This window comes from Pseudomonas lijiangensis, assembly GCF_018968705.1.
GTDB lineage: Bacteria > Pseudomonadota > Gammaproteobacteria > Pseudomonadales > Pseudomonadaceae > Aquipseudomonas > Aquipseudomonas lijiangensis.
This window is the reverse complement of sequence record NZ_CP076668.1, coordinates 2626618-2645095: the sequence shown is the minus strand read 5'-3', so window position 1 is coordinate 2645095 and position 18478 is coordinate 2626618. Positions and strand designations below refer to the sequence as shown.

The window sequence follows — 18478 nt, the reverse complement described above, 5'->3', positions numbered from 1 at the left end:
ACTCAGGCGTTTACCGATGCAGCCATATCCAGACCCAACTCACCCAATACACGATCGCGGGACTCGGCATCGGCCAACACACTTTCAATCGCCTTGCGGAAGGCAGGCACATTCCCCAAAGGCCCCTTGAGTGCCATGAGGGCATCCCGCAGTTCCATAAGCTTTTTCAGTTCAGGGACCTGTTCTGCCAGGCTGGCCGGGTTGAAGTCCTTGAGTGAACGGACACGGATATGCACCCCTAACTCCTCGTTGCCATCGGATTCTTGAAGACGGTTGGGCACATTCACAGAAAGCGTCAACTCCTGCTTTTCCAGCACAGCATCAAAACTGTTTTTATCGATGCTTATCGCTTTACGATCTTCAAGCTTTCGCTCATCGGCTCGCTGCGTGAAATCACCCAGCACCAATAACTTCAAGGGAAGTTCAATCTCTTCCTTTGCACCTCCAATAGCAGGTTTGAAGGTGACATTGATACGTTCCTTAGGCGCGACAGAACCTTCTTTTGCCATACGTTTCTCCCTTACCGTTCTAGCCTTCAAGGCTTACTCAAGTAACACCTCAAGATCGAGGTGACAAAGCCTGCGATATATTTCATCCTTGCGCTCCCTTACCACGTTACTTTGCGGCAAGCACTCATAGCAGCTATTCAATGTGTGCATCACTTTCAGAGAAAGCTCCGGCTCCCATGTATGAAGCCCTGAATCCTGTAAATATTGATCCAGCACTTCCAGCTGGCTTTTGGCAAGTTCATACTTCTTGGCGGAATAACAAATCTTCGCCAAAGCAAACTGCCAATGAAAGCGTTCCCGCTGCCCCTGAGAACTCTGCAACTTCTGTTTCAGCATCTGAACAGCGGACTTCAGGCCATCGCTGCGCAAAACCGATAGTGCCTCTTCCAACACGACATCCCACTCAGGCTGAACGACACGTTCGTCAGGGGTATCATCAACAGTATCGACATGAAGGTGAGGCATGACCTGCTCATTGATCCAGCGATGGGTATCATCATCGGCAAACGGTGATCCGTCCTGGAATTTCAAATCGCAGATCCCTGGAAGGCGCTCCAGAAACAGTGCAAAAAGGATTTCAACCTCCCTCATTGCCGACTCTGCTTTCAATGCACGCAAACACTCCCATAGCAGCCGCTGCCCATCAAACCAGAAAGGCGTCAGCGCAAGGCTGGCCTCAATATCAACTATCAGATCCGCGTAACGCCCTTGCTTGAAACGCTCGGCATAGCCATTCAATTTTTCCGCGGACAAACCATGCAATGCAGTTACTTGCCTGACATTACACTCGGGCACTTTATCGATAGACAACCAGAACACCGTACGACTCAGACGCAAGGCGCGGACATCTGTAGCTTTCTGACGCAACCACCAGGCACATAGTTTCTGCGCACTTTCCTGCTGTGCCTTTAATGCCTTATGTGCATCTTTTTCACTCTCAATATGGACATCACTTTTAAAAACCCTGGCAGCAACCTGCTTTACCTGAACAATCAGAGTTTCTGTATCGGCTTTGCTTTCGACTGCACGTTGAACCATGACGGCAAGCCTGCGACGAACAGGTAAAATCAGCGGGGCCTCATCACCCAGATAATTCGTCAGTAAATTGTCCAGCGCTTCAAGCGTTTCAACCAGATTTTGAAACAGCGGTAACTGTGTAGTAACGGATACACCTTCGACAAGCACCTGTTCAAGCCGTGGCACCAACCAGTTAAGTGCAGCCGTTCGGGTTCTTGACTTGCGCGGATGAAGTACCTGCCAGCGATGACTGCATAAATGATGAAGCAAGTTAATCCCCGCCAACAAGCCGGGAAATGATTCACATTGATACAAGGCCCAGACCAACCAGACAGCAACACGCAGATCCTTTGAGTTCTCCCGCAGGATATGCTCACTGAGTTCACGCACTTTCAACCAGTCAACCTGAACACTTCCCTGCAAGGAGTAGACTTTACTCAATTCTCCCTCAAGAGCCTCGAACTCGGTTGAAAAACGAACATCATCACCTTCTGGACACTGCTCGGAAACAGGGCGCTCGACAAGCTCAAGGTAACGACTGGAAAGCGTGTCCGAGTAAGTCATCAATTAGTCTTCATCCTGAAACTGCTTGCCGAATCACAAACAGACAACACGTCAGAACCAGAAAGCGCACTGAAAATTCATGTCGCGCACCCTATCGCTGAAAAAATTCTTTAACAAGCATGAACTGGCTACACCGCAAACTTTCAGACTTTTCCTACATGGCTGAAAGGAAAAAATTTACAGCAACCCTAGAATTCTCACAAACACTACCCCATCGAACAAAAAATTGAATTTCCATCATTTTATAAAGCACCATAAAAGCTATCATGCGCAAAATTCTGCGCAGCAAAATGTGGATAAAGCTGTGAATAAACTCCCGAGATGCCCACAAAAAAGCACATGAGAGCCCCAATACAAAAATTGCGCAAATGCGCAGAAAATTGCGCACTTCAACCCCTTTAAAACACTCAACCCCAAACTAGCAATAAGCCAACTTACTGTTTTAAAAGAAAAAATGAAAACTGGCACATTTCTTGGTATTAGCCAGTTCGATCCATAAGCGAAATACGCTGCCGGACACTTATTTTTTTGCAAGGAGAGTATCAATGGCCACACCCGCTTACATGTCCATAACAGGTGAAAAACAAGGTCTGATTACCGCAGGTGCCTTTACATCAGACTCGGTTGGAAACACTTATCAGGAAGCCCATGAAGATGAGGTCATGGTCCAGGGTTTTAGCCATGTAGTGACCATCCCGCGTGACCCTCAATCAGGCCAGCCTACCGGTCAACGCATACATACCCCACTGTGTATCACCAAGGTCTTCGACAAGGCTTCTCCACTTTTGCTGGAGGCACTAACCGCCGGCGAGTGTCTGTCCGAAGTCGTAATCAAGTGGTACCGCACTTCCAGTACCGGCACCCAGGAGCACTATTACACCACCAAACTGGAAGACGCGATCATCGTGGAAATCAAGGACTACATGCTCAACTGCCAGGACCCTGGCAATGCTCACTTCACCCATCTGGAAGATGTGCATTTCAGCTACCGCAAAATAATCTGGACCCACGAAAAAGCGGGGACTAACGGCTCTGACGACTGGCGCACCCCCCGCTGAACCCAAGTCTGAATAACCACCCTATCGATTCCACAGAATCGATAGGGCTAAAGCTGTCACTTATCCAGACATGGAGAATACGTGATGTCCGCCCCCATCCATCAGGCGCATTTCACCCTGCACCTGCAAGACGTCAAACATGACTTCAAGGTACTGGCCTTTACCGGCACCGAGGCCATCAGCCAGCCCTATGCCTTTGAGCTGGAACTGGTCAGCGAAGATCCGGCGCTGGACCTGGACGACTTCCTGCACCGTCCGGCCTTTCTGCAGTTCGGCCCCGACGACATTGGCGTGCATGGCCTGATTGATCGCATCGCCCAGGGCGATTCCCGCAAGCGTCTGACTCATTACGCCATGACCCTGCGACCGCAGCTGTCGTACCTGGGCCACCGCCTCAATCAACGTATCTTCCAGCAGCAATCCGTGCCGGACATCATTGCCCGGGTGCTGCAGGACCACGGCATCCTTGCCGACCGCTATCACTTCCAGCTCGGCCTGCCGTACCCCAAACGCGAATACTGCGTGCAGTACGACGAATCGGACCTGCATTTCATCCAGCGCCTCTGTGAAGAAGAAGGCCTGCACTATCACTTCCAGCACAGCCGAACGATGCACCGGCTGATGTTTGGCGATGACCAGACCGTCTTCCCCCGGCTTGCTCCCCTGAGCTATCGGCAGGACAGCGGGATGGTCACCTATGAGCCGGCGGTCAAGCGTTTCAATGTTCGCCTGGAAACCCGTACCACTCGTACTACCCGCCGGGACTACGACTTTCAGAAACCTCAGGTATCTCTTGAAAGCGCAGTCGATCACCAGACCCTGCCAGACCTTGAGGATTACGATTACCCAGCCCGTTTCACCGACCGTGAGCGCGGCAAGCTACTGACCAGGCGGGCACTGGAACGCCATCGGCACGATTACCGCCTCGCCGAAGGCCAGAGCGACCAGCCGGCACTGGTCAGCGGTCACTTTCTGGACCTGACCGAACATCCGCAAAAAAGCTGGAATCAGCTCTGGCTGCTGACCGAAGTGCACCACGAAGGTCATCAGCCTCAGGTGCTGGAAGAAACCGCTGGTCAAGGACAAGAACCTGACTGGCCGGGCTATCGCAACACCTTCCGGGGCACGCCCTGGGACGCCTTTTACCGCCCGCCCCTTCGCCACCCCAAGCCGCGCATGATGGGCAGCCAGACCGCTATCGTCACCGGGCCGCAGGATCAGGAAATCCATTGCGACCCGCATGGCCGGATCAAGGTGCAGTTCCACTGGGATCGCGAGGGCCGGCAGGATGCCCGAAGCAGTTGCTGGTTGCGGGTCTCGTCCAGTTGGGCAGGTAATCGGTATGGCGCTGTTGCCCTGCCGCGAGTCGGCATGGAAGTGCTGGTGACCTTTCTGGAAGGTGACCCCGATCAGCCGCTGGTGACCGGTTGCCTGTACCACGCCGAAAACACCCCGCCCTACGCCCTGCCCGAGCATCGCACCCGCAGCGTCTTCAAGACCTTGAGCAGCCCCGGCGGCGGGGGTTCTAACGAGCTGCGTATCGAAGACCGCAAGGATCAGGAACAGATCTTCATCCACGCCCAGCGCAACTGGGACCAGAGCATCGGCCACGACCAGAAGATCCATGTCGGCAACGAGCGCCACGACCGGGTCGAGGCCAACAGCTACAGCGAATTCGGGGCCGAGGAACACTGCACCGTCAACGCCGACCGCAAGGTGGAAATCAGGGCGAACGATCACCTGAGCATTGCTCAGGTTCAGAACATCAAGGTGGGGATGGCGCAACTGGTCGAGGCCGGTCAGGAAATCCATCTCAAGTCCGGTAACAAGCTGGTGATCGATGCGGGTATGGAACTGACCCTCAGAGTCGGCGGCAGCTTTATCAAGATCGATCACAGTGGAGTAATGATCAACGGGCCATTGGTCAGAATCAATGAAATTGCTTTTCCCGGTATGGGAACCCCTGCACTGCCTTTATTACCGGGTCCCCTGCAATCGGTAGATATGAACCAGCCTGGACAATTGCTGGCACAACCGCAATTTCTGGCGCTGAACCGCAAGCGGGCTGCGCGTTGCGAGGTATGCCAGGAATCATAGGGTGCAAAACAGCCTGGGGCTCAGGCAGAATCTACCCGGCTGATAACGAGCCACTGTGCTGCATCCCCTTCTGCAAGGAACCCCATGATCCAGATTCGCCCCATGACCCACGACGATTTCGAGATTTTCTGGCCCACGTTTCAGGCTGTCGTGGTGGCACAGGAAACCTACGCTTATGACCCGGCACTGACTAGGGAACAGGCACGGGACCTGTGGATGGGATTGCCCTTGCATACCCTGGTCGCTGAAGAGGACGGTCAGTTGCTGGGCAGTTATTACCTCAAGGCCAACGCAGCCGGCCCCGGGAGTCATGTCAGCAACTGCGGCTACATGGTGACCGAGGCTGCACGCGGACGTGGCGTGGCCCGCCTGATGTGCGAGCATTCCCAGCAACTGGCCCGTGAAAGCGGTTTCCTGGCCATGCAGTTCAACTCGGTGGTATCCACCAACGAAGCGGCGGTGGCCCTGTGGAGCAAGCTCGGCTTCGCAACCGTGGGACGTCTGCCACGTGCCTATCGCCATCGACAGTTGGGGCTGGTGGACTGTCTGGTGATGTTCAAATGGCTGATCGATGAACCACAAGCCCGGGAACCCGCACAGCCAAAGCTGATCGGCCGCAAGAATATCGAATCAGTGGTTTCCCGCCCCAGGCGCCGCTAGCCTGTTCAGTCCTTGACTTCGTTCAGGGAAAACCTTCGTCCCTTGGTGTCCCGCACTTCGGCTCCCACGATATAGGCAATGGTCTGCCCGTCATGGTCAACCAAACGCTGCGGGGTTCCCAGACTCAAGGTGCCTATCTCGCCGCTCCAGTCACGGCGCGGGTCATGTTCCAGATAGGCATAGACCTTGCGCTCGCGAATACGCCAGATCGGGTAGGACTTGCGGGTTGAAACGACGTCGTAGGTCAGGTTGGGATTGAACAGGAAGGCAGTGGCCATGGCAGTCTCCGTTTGTGGACGTGGTTGACTGCATGTTGAAACCACAGGGAATGAGGCAGGATAGACCAAGCATCACTGGCAGTGCAGGTTCGCCTGACCGCCGACAGCAAAACGCGGGCGGGACGGGCCAAAAGTGCCCGTCCCGCCCGACATTCAAGGTTTAAGAGGTTTGCGCATCGGGTTGCTTTTGCAGCAGAACCCGCGTCACACGCCGTTCCTCGACACCGACGACCTTGAGTTGCCAGCCTTGCCAGTCCAGGTTGTCACCGATCACCGGCAAGCGATCCAGCAGACTCATGACCAGGCCGGCCAGGGTCTGGTAATCATCGGTTGCCTTGGCCTGAAAACCGGTCCGCTCGCGGATCAGGCTCAGGTTCAAGGCGCCCGACACCAGGAAGTCCTCACCCTGTGGCACGATATCCGGCCCTTCCACCTCACTGGCATCAGGCAACTGGCCAGCGATGGACTCCAGGATGTCGGTCATGCTCAAGACACCGATGAAGTCGCCGAACTCATTGACCACAAATGCAATGTGAGTCGACTCTTTGCGCATCTGCTCCAGAGCATTGAGGATCGTGAAGTTATCCAGCAGGTTGATCGCCTTGCGGCTCATCAGACGCAGGTCAGGTTCGTTACCCGCCAGGATTTCCTTCAACAACTCCTTCTTGTGCACAAAGCCCAATGGCTCATCAATGCCAGCCTCGCCGATCAGCGGCAGTCTGGAGTATGAAGAGTGCATCAGCTTGAGTCGGATCTTCTCTGCATCATCACCAATGTCGATGTAGTCGACTTCGGTACGCGGTGTCATGGCAGTGCGCACCTGACGCTCGGCCAGTTGCAGGACGCCGCTGATCATGACGCGCTCGCGACGATCAAAGACCGGCTCGGTGCCTTCGCCCTCGATCATTTCGATGATTTCCTCATCGACCTCACCCGCTTCCAGCTTGCGGCCGCCCAGCAGGCGCATCACCGCGTGGGCTGCACGCTCACGGCGCGGCAGATGGCCATGGGCAGACTTCTTGCTGCGCTTGCGAGCGATCTGGTTGAACACCTCGATCAGGATCGAGAAGCCAATCGCGGCATACAGATAGCCTTTAGGTATGTGGAAACCCAGACCTTCGGCAGTCAGGCTGAAGCCAATCATCATCAGGAAGCCCAGACACAGCATGATGACGGTCGGGTGGCTGTTGACGAACTTGGTCAGCGGCTTGCTGGCAACCAGCATCAGGCCGATGGAGAAAATCACGGCAATCATCATGATCGACAGGTGTTCGACCATGCCGACCGCTGTAATCACGGCATCCAGCGAGAACACGGCATCCAGCACCACGATCTGCGCCACGATAGGCCAGAACAAGGCATAGGTTGCACTACCGGCACGCTGACTGACATGGCCTTCGAGTCGCTCATGCAACTCCATGGTGGCCTTGAACAGCAGGAACACACCACCGAACAACATGATCAGATCACGCCCGGAGAAGCTGTGGTCGAATATCTCGAACAGCGGCTCGGTCAGCGTCACCATCCAGGAGATGCTCGCCAGCAGGCCAAGTCGCATGATCAGCGCCAGGGACAGACCAATCACCCGGGCCTTGTCACGCTGCTCGGGAGGCAGTTTGTCGGCCAGGATGGCAATGAACACCAGATTGTCGATACCCAGTACCAGTTCAAGCACGATCAGGGTAAGCAGGCCAAGCCATGCCGTGGGGTCAGTTATCCATTCCATAGGAATCATTCAGTCTCGTGCAGAAAATAGCGGGAAGATGTCATCGGCAGAATCAAGCATGCACTGCGAGGCATTACCGGGCTTGGCTCGGTAAATCCGGAGGGCAAAAGGCTGACGGGGCGAACACCCTGCAAGAGAGTGAAGAAACCAGTGCTTGAATAAGAAGATCCGCTCGATAACGAGGCGTGGGCACGCGAGCAGATGGAGGGTGTTGATGAGGCAGAGCGACCAGGAGGCTCCTGAGGGGTATTCATATGATCCTGAAAATTAATGCGGGATGAGATCCTACAATAGAAAAAGATATTTCACCCGTCGAATAAGTATTACAAAGATTGACCAAGATCATGGCCAAGCCCCCTCCAGCGACACTATGTCGCACGCCCAAAGGCGACCAGTTATCTGACGACGGCGGTCAGGCGGTAGCTGCTAGCCTTCATTTGTCTTAAAATGTTGCAATACCGTCAAGCGAGTGCGGAATCGAACATGGACAGCCTGCCTGTCGTGTCGCGACATCCCATCTGACTTGAATCGACTTATAAAAAGAAAGCCCGTCCCTGACGGGCTTTCTGCGTTTTCAGCTTTTGCTTTCTGGCTCTCAGAGCCGTAAAGCCAGCTCCGTTTTCTGATCTTGAGGCTATTTCCGATGCTGCGGCTTGTTGTGATTCACCTGTTCCAATGGTTCAAACGTCTTTCCTCGGTGCTTGCATCCCGCCGCTCTGCAGACACCTCCTACTCCCGTGATTTCAATCGCGAAGACGATCAGGGCCGCTGGACCTTCATTTCGATCTTTATCGTGCTCACCCTGAGCCTGTATTGCCTGGCCGGGCTTGGCTACTACGCCAAGGTCAATGTCTGGGACCACTTCACCGAAGAGCAGAAGGCCAATATCGCCCAGGCCATGGTGATCAGCACACAGAACCTGTGACACCAGACGCAGCGACCACCAGACGGGGAAGTGAAAACTTCCCCGTTTTCGTTTGCGCAACTTGCCACCCAAAGGCTTTTCTGCGAGAAAGCAGCCCCGACCACCACAGGACAATCAGGCCATGAGCAACGAACTACAGATTACCGACCTGCATATCGGGGACGGCAAGGAAGCAGTAAAAGGCGCCTTGATTACCACCCATTACACTGGCGTTCTGGACGATGGCACCGTCTTCGATTCATCCCATGAGCGCGGCAAGCCATTCCAGTGCGTGATTGGTACTGGTCGGGTCATCAAGGGCTGGGACATCGGCCTGATGGGCATGAAGGTTGGTGGCAAACGCAAGCTTTTCGTCCCGGCTCACCTGGGCTATGGCGACAGAAAGATGGGCGCCCATATCCAGCCCGGCTCCAATCTGACGTTTGAAATAGAGCTGCTGGAAGTCCTGACCCGCGACGATTGATAAAGGGCCAGGTATGACCTGCCTGCCACCATCTCCTTCGTGAATGCCTGATACCGCGCCCGGATTGCTTGTTACCGTGGAAAAAGCCATGCTCTGGGCATGGAGTTCAGACATTTATCTGACAGGAATATATATGGCTCTCAATAAGCCGACCCAGGAGCTGAAGCGGCACCTGAAGGGCACTGCCTCCAATCTTGAAAAAACAGCCGATGAAATTCTCAAGCTCGCCTCCGACATGAAAGATGTCGATGTGACCGCCATTCTGCAGTTGGTCAATCGGCTCTACAGCGATGCCGACCAGCTCAATGCGTATGTGGACGAGGTCAAGGCAAAAAGGATCGTGCGCACCAAACCTCAGTGACACAAGGACAGAACCCTGCCCCCGCGCTGCCTGCTGCCAGAGAGCCATCCATGTTGCCATCCGCCACAAAGATCAGCGCCAGCCCCAGACACCTGAACATGCAGAAATGGCGTGGCAGGGTCGGCATGGCGCTGGCAGCCAGCCTGTCAGTGCTGGCGGGCATGACGGATGCGATAGGCTTCATGGCCACCGGGGATTTCGTTTCATTCATGAGCGGCAACACCACTCGCCTGGCCGTCGCCATCAGTGACGGTGACTCGGGGACCACCACCCGCCTGATACTGGCCATTGTCGTCTTCATTGCAGGCAATGCCCTGGGTGTCATCGTTGCCCGCCTGGGTGGCAGACGCGCCCTGCCCTTGTTGCTCAGCGTCGCGACACTGCTTTGCGCTGCTGCGGCCTGGCCGATGGATTCGAATATTCTGGCGCTTGTCTGGGCCATTCTGGCCATGGGCATGCTCAATGCCGCTGTCGAACAGGTCAACGGTCTTCCCGTTGGCCTGACCTACGTGACCGGCGCGCTGTCACGTTTCGGGCGTGGCCTGGGACGCAGGATGCTGGGTGAACGCCGCGATGGCTGGCGGATTCAGCTTGTCCCGTGGGCAGGCATGTTTGTCGGTGCCGTCATTGGCGCCGTGCTTGAACGGCACATGGGCCTCAATGCACTGCTGGTCAGCGGTGGGTTCTCAGCCTTGCTGGGGTTTGTATCACTGAAGATCCCCCATCGCTGGCAACGCCGCTATATGCCACGCTGACGCGGCTGGATTGCTCTTCCATTTCAGCGTCGCTTGAAATGCGTTTAACATACGCGCCCTTTCATTACCGACCCTTGTCATGACCCCTGATGCGCTCGCCACTCTGCAACAGCACGTACTCGATGCCTTGAGCACCGTGCCCGATGAAACCCGTCGCCTGTTTCATGGACGCGGCAGAGTATGGCCGGGGCTTGAACACATTACCGTCGACTGGATGCAGGGCGTGGTTCTGGTCTCGCTGTTCAGGGAATCACTTGAGTCAGAGCTGGAGTCATTGACCCGACTGCTGCTGGAGCTGACGCATTCCCCTCAATGGCAACAGAGCCAGGCCCATACGCTGTTGCTGCAACATCGCTATCTGCCACAAAGCACTGTGCAATGCCTTGTGGGCGAGCTGATGGACGAGTGGGTCATCACCGAGAACAACCTGCGCTACAAGGTGGATTTCGGCAAGAAACAGAACAGCGGTCTGTTTCTGGACATGCGTTATGGCCGCGAATGGGTTCGCTCCCAGGCCAAGGGCAAGCGGATCTTGAATCTGTTCGCCTATACCTGCGGCTTTTCGGTGGCCGCCATTGCCGGCGGTGCCGATCATGTGGTCAATCTGGACATGGCCAAGGCCGCGCTGAATCGTGGACGTGAGAATCATAGGCTCAATGGCCATGATCTGAGCCGGGTCAGCTTTCTGGGCCACGACCTGTTCAAGTCCTGGGCCAAAGTCACGCGCTCGGGCCCTTACGATCTGGTGATCATCGACCCGCCGTCATTCCAGAAAGGCAGTTTCATGCTAGACAAGGATTATCAGCGGGTTCTGCGCCGCTTGCCGGAGCTGCTGACCGAGGATGGAACGGTACTGGCCTGTATGAACGATCCGGCAGTCGGCACAGACTTTCTGATCCGGCACACAGCCGTTGAAGCTCCGGGACTGCGCTTCGAGCAACGCCTGGAGAATCCGCCGGAATTTCCCGATGCCCGTATCGAGGGTGGTTTGAAAGCTCTGGTATTCAAGGCTGATGGTGAACCCCGGGCAGGATGGGCATAACTGCGAGGAATGCAGCCGGGATTGCCTTCCTGAAATGCAATAAGCGGCTGGCGCATATGCGCCAGCCGCTTATTGGTTTACAGGCATCAGTTTCTACCGGCGCACTCAGTTATTGCCTTGTAACTCAGTGTATTGAGATCGCCTTGCGAGTCTTCATAAGTCATGAACTTATAGTTGATCCCGCAGTCGCCAGGTGCCGGGGTCTTGATCACTACCTTGGCAACATCCAGCTTCATTCCGTAGGCATAGTTCTGTATAACTGGAACCGGCTTCTGTACCTTGGCCGCATATTCCTCGACCTTGATCTGATGCGCTTTGCTGCGCTCATCACTGCCCTGCAAGTCCGTCGTACTGAAAGCGTACGAGGTCAATGGCGAAGCCAGTGCAAAGGCAAGAACGGACAGCTTTAAAACATTCATCTTTTTTCTCCTCTTTAGTGGTAACTCAATGTAGCAATACAGTCACTCGGTAAAAATATGCCACCCGGCATACCCTGACGCACCAATTGTTTCTATTTGTTTTTACTAATAAAAATCGTGATATTCACAGAAGCCTGCTCACTGACGGACCCTGAGCTGCCGCCAGCCACGACGACAACGCGAGGCCGCCGGAGCGTCATCAATTCTTGCCAACGCAGTCACTCAGCACCTTGTAGCGCAGCGTATTGAGCTCGCCCAGGGAGTTTTCATATGTCATCAATTTGGAGTTGACTCCGCAACTCTTCGGCGCCGGAGTTTTAACGACCACTCTGGCAATATCCAGCTTCATACCGTAGGCGTAGTTCTTTATTTCAGGAACAGCCTTCTGCGTTTTTGCTGCATATTCCTCAACCTTTAGTTGATGCACCCTGCTCCGCTCTTCGCCTTGAAGATCCGCAGAACTGAAAGCGTACGAAGTCACTGGTGAAACAAGCGCAAAGGCAAGAACAGACAGTTTTAAAACATTCATTTTATTACGACTCCTATCAAGTGATGACTCACTGTAGCAATCAGACACTTTCCAAAACGTTGCGCGAGAATTACCATTTTGTAATCGCTCTGAACGCTTTATGAAAACCAAATAAAAAAGCCCGTGGCAGTTCACCCGCCACGAGCCTTTCAACAACTTGAAGCCTTATTCTTCTCGACGATGAGCCCACTGATACAGCGCTGGCAATACCAGCAAAGTCAGAATCGTCGACGACAGTATTCCGCCGATCACGACGGTAGCCAGAGGCCTCTGCACTTCTGCACCGGTGCCTGTCGCCAGGGCCATGGGGATGAAGCCCAGAGAGGCAACCAGAGCCGTCATCAGTACCGGACGCAACCTTGTCAAAGCGCCTTCACGAATGGCTTTTTCCAGGCTGAAGCCTTCTTCCCGAAGGTTACGAATGAAGGCAATCATCACCAGACCATTCAAGACTGCGACACCGGACAAGGCAATGAACCCGACCCCGGCGGAAATCGACAACGGGATGTCCCTCAGCCATAGCGCCAGGATACCGCCCGTCAAGGCAAAGGGAATCCCGGTGAATACCAGCAAGCCGTCCTTGAGGTTGTTGAACATCATGAACAGCAGCGCCAGCACCATCAGCAACGCCACGGGCACCACAATTTGCAGGCGCTGTGCCGCCGATTGAAGCTGCTCGAACTGGCCACCCCAACTGGTCCAGTACCCCGGCGGGATCGTCACCTGCTCCTGAATGGATTGCCCGGCCTGTTCCACGAACGAGCCAAGATCACGGCCCCGTACGTTGGCGCTGACGATGACCAGACGCTTGCCGTTTTCGCGGCTGATCTGATTCGGCCCGAGGACCAGATCCAGGCTCGCCACCTGGGACAACGGGATGAAGCCGATCTGCGCGTTGCTGCTGCCCGGGCTGGCCGGAACGGGAATCAGCAGGTTCGAGAGCCCGTTCACGTCGGTGCGCAGCTTCTCGGACAAACGCACCACCATGTCGAAACGGCGGTCCCCGTCATACAGCGTACCGGCCTGACGCCCACCGACAGCAATCGCAATGGCATCCTGCACATCGCCCATGTTCAAGCCATAACGGGCCGCCTTGTCGCGGTCGATATTGATTGTCAGCACCGGCAGGCCGGTCGTCTGTTCGACCTTGACCTCCGAGGCACCGCTGACCTTCTGCAGCGTTGCGGCGATCTTGTTGGCGGTCTGATTCAGTACATCCATGTCATCGCCAAACACTTTCACCGCTACATCGCTGCGCACGCCTGAAATCAGCTCGTTGAAACGCAACTGAATCGGCTGGGACAGCTCGTAGTTGCTGCCCGGCACACTGGCAGCAGCGGCCTGCAACTCGGCAATCAGTGTCTCGCGGGACTTCTTCGGATCAGGCCATTGATCGGCAGGCTTGAGCATCACGTAACTGTCGGAAATATTCGGCGGCATCGGGTCGGCGGCGATTTCCGCAGTCCCTGTACGGGCGAACACCCGCTCCACTTCCGGCATGCGCTCGATAATGGCTTTCTCGAGACGCTGCTGCATGTCCACCGACTGGGTCAGGCTGGTGCCCGGAACACGCAAGGCCTGCAAGGCAAAGTCACCTTCACTCAGACTGGGAATGAACTCACTGCCCATTCGGCTGGCGGCAACACCCGAAACGGCGATAACCGCAAACGCCATGCCGAACGCCAGGGTACGGTGGCCAAGCACCCAGTCCAGAACCGGTGCATATCGCTGGCGGGCCGTACGCATGACCACGCCTTCCTCTTCCTTCACCTTGCCGGTGACGAACATGGCAATGGCAGCCGGTACGAAGGTCACGGACAGGATCATCGCACCCAGCAGGGCAATGACCACCGTAAACGCCATGGGGTGGAACATCTTGCCTTCGACACCTGTCAGGGCAAAGATCGGCAGGTACACGACCATGATGATCAGTTGACCGAAGATCAAAGGACGCCGGGCCTCACGTGCAGCGGCAAAGACCTCGTGAAAACGTTCGGAGCGAGTCAGCATCCGGCCATGGCGCTGCTGGGCATGGGCCAGCCTGCGAATGGAGTTTTCGACGATGACCACCGCGCCATCGACGATAATGCCGAAGTCCAGCGCCCCCAGGCTCATCAGGTTGGCACTGACCTTGTTGGCGAACATGCCGGTAAAAGTGAAGAGCATGGCCAGTGGAATCACCATGGCGGTGATCAGGGCCGCACGGATGTTACCCAGGAACAGGAAGAGGACCGCGATGACCAGAATTGCGCCTTCGATCAGGTTCTTCTTGACCGTGGCAATGGCCTTTTCCACCAGATTGGTACGGTCATACACCGTAACCGCCACGACGCCCTTGGGCAGCGAGCGGTTGATTTCGGTCAGCTTCGCAGCCACCGCCTGGGAGACGCTGCGACTGTTTTCGCCGATCAGCATGAAGACTGTACCCAGCACGACTTCACGACCGTTTTCGGTCGCTGCACCGGAACGCAGTTCCTTGCCGATCACCACATCGGCCACATGACTCACCCGGATCGGCGTGCCCTGCACATTGGCAATCACGATATTGGCGATATCGAGTTCATTGACCAGTTGCCCCGGCGCCCGGATCACCAGTTGCTCACCACCCCGCTCGATATAGCCAGCGCCGACGTTGGAGTTGTTGCGTTCAAGGGCCACGATCAGGTCGTTGAGCGTCAACTTGTAGGCAGCCAGCTTTTTCGGATCGGGCGCGATCTGGTACTGCTTGGCAAAGCCGCCAATGGTATTGATCTCGGCGACACCCGGCACATTGCGCAACTGTGGCTTGATGATCCAGTCCTGAATGACCCGCAGGTCAGTAGGCGTATAAGGCGTGCCATCTTCTTTCAGCGCACCCTCTCTGGCCTCGACCGTCCAGAGGAATATCTCCCCGAGACCGGTGGAGACTGGCCCCATCATGGCATCGATGTTTTCAGGCAACTGCTCCTTGGCAGTCTGCAAGCGCTCGCTGACCTGCTGGCGAGCGAAAAACAGGTCGGTGCCATCCTCGAAAATCACCGTAACCTGGGACAGTCCCGAGCGCGACAGCGAGCGGGTCTGCTTCAGGCCCGGCAGCCCGGCCATGGCAGTTTCGATGGCAAAGGTAATGCGCTGCTCGGTTTCCAGCGGAGAAAAACCCGGTGCAGCGGTATTGATCTGCACCTGGACGTTGGTGATATCGGGCACCGCATCAATGGGCAGCTTCTGGTAGCTGGCAATGCCCAGCCCGGCCATCAGCAGGACCGCCAGCATGACGACAATGCGTTGCTCTATGGCAAATTGAATCAGGCGTTCAAACATGGAAGAGTTCTCGTGCGTAGCGGATCAATGGGCATGCTCGGCCGAGCCCTTGCCCAGCTCCGACTTGAGGACGAAGCTGCCTGCGGTTGCGACTTGTGTGTTGACTGCCAGCCCCTTGAGCACTTCCACATAGCCGCTGTCGCTACGCCCGAGGGTGACTGGCTGGGCCTGGAAACCCTGTGGCGTTCGCACGAAGACCGAAGGCTTGTCTTCAACGGTCTGAATCGCTTCTTCGGGAATGCTGACCGCAACCTCGCTGGCATGCGCCGCCACCGCAACGGAGACGAACAGTCCCGGCCGCCAGGCGCCCTGAGGGTTGGCGAGTTTCACCCGTACCGTCGCGGCCCGGCTCTGCTCGCCCAGCAGGTTGCCGACATAGCTCACCTGCCCCTCGACTTCGGCATTCATGTCGGGCGAGCTGACTTTGACATTGCGCCCGACAATCACCTTGTCCAGATCCTTGGGCGTCACACCAAAGGTGGCCCAGACACGGGACAGATCCGAGAGCGTGAAAACGTTGCTGCTCTCGCTGACCACTTCACCAAGCCCCAGATGCTTTTCAACGACTACGGAATCGAAAGGCGCAACGAGTTCGTAGCGATTGCCGGTGGCTTTGCCGGCAGCGCCCATGGCACTGACTTTCTGCCGGGCATTGCTCAGGGCGATTTCGGCCTCCTGCAAGGCCTGACGCGCCTGCTGGTAATCCTGCTCGGCCGAGATCTTGTCTTCCCAGAGCTTTTTCTCCCGCTGGAATGTCAGGCGGGCCAGTTCGACCCGGCGCTGCGCCGCGCTCAACTCACTGCGCTGCTCGGAGACCTGCTGGCTGGCAATCACCGCCAGAACCTGGCCTTTTCTGACCTGCTGCCCCAGATCGGCTTTCACCTCTTCCACGACACCGCTGACTCGTGGCACCACGTGCGAGGTGCGATCCTCATCGAAGCGGATTTCACCGGGGAACGAGACGGACGTGCTCATCTGGCGAGAAGCGGCCACACCCAGCTCAATGCCGGCAGCCTTGATCTGGGCCTCGCTCAACTCCAGCGCGCCCTCTTCTTCATGCCCTTCTTCCCCATGACCTTCATCGCCATGCTCGTCCTTTTCGGCCGGTTTGCCTTTTGGCTCATCCCCGTGATCGTCATGACCTTCCCCTTCATGGCCTTTCTCCTGGCCGTGAGACGATTCCTTTTCATCGTCATGGGCATGTTCGGAAGAAGCATTGGAGAAAAACGGACCGCCGCCCAGGGTCAGACTGCCCAGGCCAATGAGAACCACCACTGCCGTCGCAGCGGCAATGTTGCGTTTGTTATTCATGAAGACTCCTGATTGGCCACTCAGGGCTTTACGCTCCTGTCGCTGGCCACCGCTGGCTATTGAAGTTGAGTGAGGAAACGGCCCGAGTCGCCGTAAATGCGTTCGATGACGACCCGTGCATCAGCCGCGCGGGCCAACGACTCCAGGTACTGGCTACGTGCAGAAATCAGGGTGCGCTGTGCATCGAGCACTTCCAGGAAACCGAACTTGCCCATCTCGAAACCGCGGGTTGCGGTGTCGACGGCCTGTTGGGCGGCAGGCAGGATGACCCTGGTGAACGCCTCGGCTTCCTGGGCTGCGGTGTCCCACTGATCGACCGCCAGTTGCGTCTGGGTGCGCAGCTTCAACTCCACGGAGTTGCGCAAGTCACGGGATTGATCGGCTCGCCGTGCGGCGGCCAAGACATTGCCCTGATTGCGATCGAACAAGGGAATCGGCACGGAAAAGCCGACCACATTGACCCGCTCGCGGTCTTCGCGGCTGTACTGGCTGCCCACGCTGACGGTGAGGTCTGGAATCCGTTGCGCCTTCTGCGAACCCAGTTGCGCCTCGCCCAGTGCGATGCGGGTTTCGGCCAGACGCAGCTCGGCGGTCTGTTTGATTTGATTCAACAGGGTTGGCCCGTGAGGCGCCTTGCCCGGCGACAGGTTCGGGGATTGCAGGCGCTCGAAAGAGGTCTGCGACTGGCCCATGATCTGAGACAGTTCACGCCAGGCAGCCGATTTGGCGATCTGCGCCTGACGCACCTGCAGACGGGTTTCGGCCAGTTGCACCTGAGCCCGGGTGGCCTCTACAGGCGACGACTTGCCAGCCTGGATACGCCCTTCGGCAACCTTGAGCCCTCGCTCGGCCAGTGTCTGGGACTCCAGCGCCAGATCCAGACCGGCCTGGGCCCGCAAGGCCGCATAAAAGCCCTGGATCACCTCACCCCGCAAGGCATTGCCACGTTGCTCCAGCTCAAGCGCGGCGACATCCTGGCCACGGCTGGCAACATCGACACGAGCGCCTCTTTTGCCTCCCAGTTCCAGCGCCTGACTGATGGCGATGGTTGTGGTGCTGGTGGACTTGCGGGTGTCCTCCATCTCCCAGGACAGTTCGGGATTGGGTATCAACCCGGCCTGCTGCCGTTCCCCCAGCGCGATGTCGATTTCCCTGCGAGCGGCAGCCAGATCGGGGTTCATGGAAAAGGCCGTGTCCAGAGCGTCGGACAGTGTGATGGATTGCGCTTGCGCTGCCGTCGCGCTCTGGCTGAAAACCGCCAGGAACAGCACACAGGCAAAGCCCATTTTCATTCTGCCGGGTCTGCTGCCCGGTGAACTGTTCAAGATTCGATAGCCGCGCACGTTGTACTTCCCCACTTGCATGATCCACGCCTGAGCGGCGATTGCACCGGCGAGCATGAGCTGCCGGGGTTGACGCAGGGACTTTAGGGAATGGCAGCTATCAGCGGGGTTGCTGGAAAAT

17 protein-coding genes are annotated in these 18478 nt (G+C 56.5%); 8 read left to right on the top strand and 9 right to left on the bottom strand.

Going from position 1 to position 18478, the window contains the following annotated elements; genetic code table 11:
* Positions 1-2: 2 nt before the first annotated feature.
* Both tssB and tssA read right to left on the bottom strand, forming a co-directional pair.
* Complete coding sequence (gene tssB, locus KQP88_RS11510) at positions 3-509, bottom strand: type VI secretion system contractile sheath small subunit (protein ID WP_216705741.1); 507 nt, start codon at positions 507-509, stop codon at positions 3-5.
* Between the two features lie 33 nt (positions 510-542).
* Entirely contained in the window at positions 543-2090 is a 1548-nt protein-coding gene (tssA, locus tag KQP88_RS11505; protein WP_200992369.1) for a type VI secretion system protein TssA, read from the bottom strand.
* A 545-nt stretch (positions 2091-2635) separates the two neighbouring features.
* Here tssA and KQP88_RS11500 point away from each other — a divergent pair.
* From KQP88_RS11500 to KQP88_RS11490, 3 genes are all read left to right on the top strand, one after another.
* Entirely contained in the window at positions 2636-3148 is a 513-nt protein-coding gene (locus tag KQP88_RS11500) for an Hcp family type VI secretion system effector (RefSeq protein ID WP_200992370.1), read from the top strand.
* An 84-nt stretch (positions 3149-3232) separates the two neighbouring features.
* A complete protein-coding gene (tssI, locus tag KQP88_RS11495; protein ID WP_216705740.1) occupies positions 3233-5245 on the top strand; it encodes a type VI secretion system Vgr family protein in 2013 nt (670 codons plus the stop codon).
* A gap of 84 nt (positions 5246-5329) precedes the next feature.
* Positions 5330-5905, top strand: a complete 576-nt coding sequence (locus KQP88_RS11490) for a GNAT family N-acetyltransferase (RefSeq protein ID WP_216705739.1) — start codon at positions 5330-5332, stop codon at positions 5903-5905.
* A 5-nt stretch (positions 5906-5910) separates the two neighbouring features.
* On the opposite strand, the gene KQP88_RS11485 is transcribed toward KQP88_RS11490, so the two are convergent.
* Both KQP88_RS11485 and KQP88_RS11480 read right to left on the bottom strand, forming a co-directional pair.
* Positions 5911-6183, bottom strand: a complete 273-nt coding sequence (locus KQP88_RS11485; protein ID WP_216705738.1) for a hypothetical protein — start codon at positions 6181-6183, stop codon at positions 5911-5913.
* 160 nt (positions 6184-6343) lie between these two features.
* Positions 6344-7909 carry a TerC family protein gene (locus KQP88_RS11480; RefSeq protein ID WP_200994943.1) on the bottom strand — a complete coding sequence of 522 codons (1566 nt, stop codon included), beginning with the start codon at positions 7907-7909 and terminating at the stop codon, positions 6344-6346.
* 643 nt (positions 7910-8552) lie between these two features.
* Between KQP88_RS11480 and KQP88_RS11475 the strand changes: the two genes are divergently transcribed.
* The 5 genes from KQP88_RS11475 to KQP88_RS11455 all read left to right on the top strand — a co-directional run bounded on the left by KQP88_RS11475 (position 8553) and on the right by KQP88_RS11455 (position 11455).
* Positions 8553-8834: a hypothetical protein gene (locus tag KQP88_RS11475; RefSeq protein WP_216705737.1), complete on the top strand. Its 282-nt coding sequence runs from the start codon at positions 8553-8555 to the stop codon at positions 8832-8834.
* Between the two features lie 121 nt (positions 8835-8955).
* A complete protein-coding gene (locus KQP88_RS11470; RefSeq protein WP_025260009.1) occupies positions 8956-9297 on the top strand; it encodes an FKBP-type peptidyl-prolyl cis-trans isomerase in 342 nt (113 codons plus the stop codon).
* Positions 9298-9430: 133 nt separating this feature from the next.
* Positions 9431-9658, top strand: a complete 228-nt coding sequence (locus tag KQP88_RS11465) for a hypothetical protein (RefSeq protein ID WP_198726032.1) — start codon at positions 9431-9433, stop codon at positions 9656-9658.
* 50 nt (positions 9659-9708) lie between these two features.
* Positions 9709-10413, top strand: a complete 705-nt coding sequence (locus KQP88_RS11460) for a YoaK family protein (RefSeq protein ID WP_200994939.1) — start codon at positions 9709-9711, stop codon at positions 10411-10413.
* Positions 10414-10492: 79 nt separating this feature from the next.
* Entirely contained in the window at positions 10493-11455 is a 963-nt protein-coding gene (locus tag KQP88_RS11455) for a class I SAM-dependent methyltransferase (RefSeq protein ID WP_216705736.1), read from the top strand.
* Between the two features lie 86 nt (positions 11456-11541).
* Here KQP88_RS11455 and KQP88_RS11450 read toward each other — a convergent pair whose 3' ends face one another.
* The 5 genes from KQP88_RS11450 to KQP88_RS11430 all read right to left on the bottom strand — a co-directional run bounded on the left by KQP88_RS11450 (position 11542) and on the right by KQP88_RS11430 (position 18306).
* The gene (locus tag KQP88_RS11450) at positions 11542-11874 is read right to left on the bottom strand and encodes a DUF2790 domain-containing protein (RefSeq protein ID WP_200994937.1); all 333 of its coding nucleotides are present in this window, start codon (positions 11872-11874) and stop codon (positions 11542-11544) included.
* A 199-nt stretch (positions 11875-12073) separates the two neighbouring features.
* On the bottom strand, positions 12074-12403 hold the full coding sequence (locus tag KQP88_RS11445; RefSeq protein WP_216705735.1) for a DUF2790 domain-containing protein: 330 nt from the start codon (positions 12401-12403) through the stop codon (positions 12074-12076).
* Positions 12404-12568: 165 nt separating this feature from the next.
* Complete coding sequence (locus KQP88_RS11440; RefSeq protein ID WP_216705734.1) at positions 12569-15703, bottom strand: CusA/CzcA family heavy metal efflux RND transporter; 3135 nt, start codon at positions 15701-15703, stop codon at positions 12569-12571.
* A gap of 24 nt (positions 15704-15727) precedes the next feature.
* Positions 15728-17014 (bottom strand): efflux RND transporter periplasmic adaptor subunit, encoded by a 1287-nt coding sequence (locus KQP88_RS11435; protein WP_216705733.1) that lies wholly within the window; start codon positions 17012-17014, stop codon positions 15728-15730.
* 56 nt (positions 17015-17070) lie between these two features.
* Positions 17071-18306 (bottom strand): TolC family protein, encoded by a 1236-nt coding sequence (locus tag KQP88_RS11430; RefSeq protein ID WP_200994951.1) that lies wholly within the window; start codon positions 18304-18306, stop codon positions 17071-17073.
* Positions 18307-18478 lie beyond the last annotated feature (172 nt).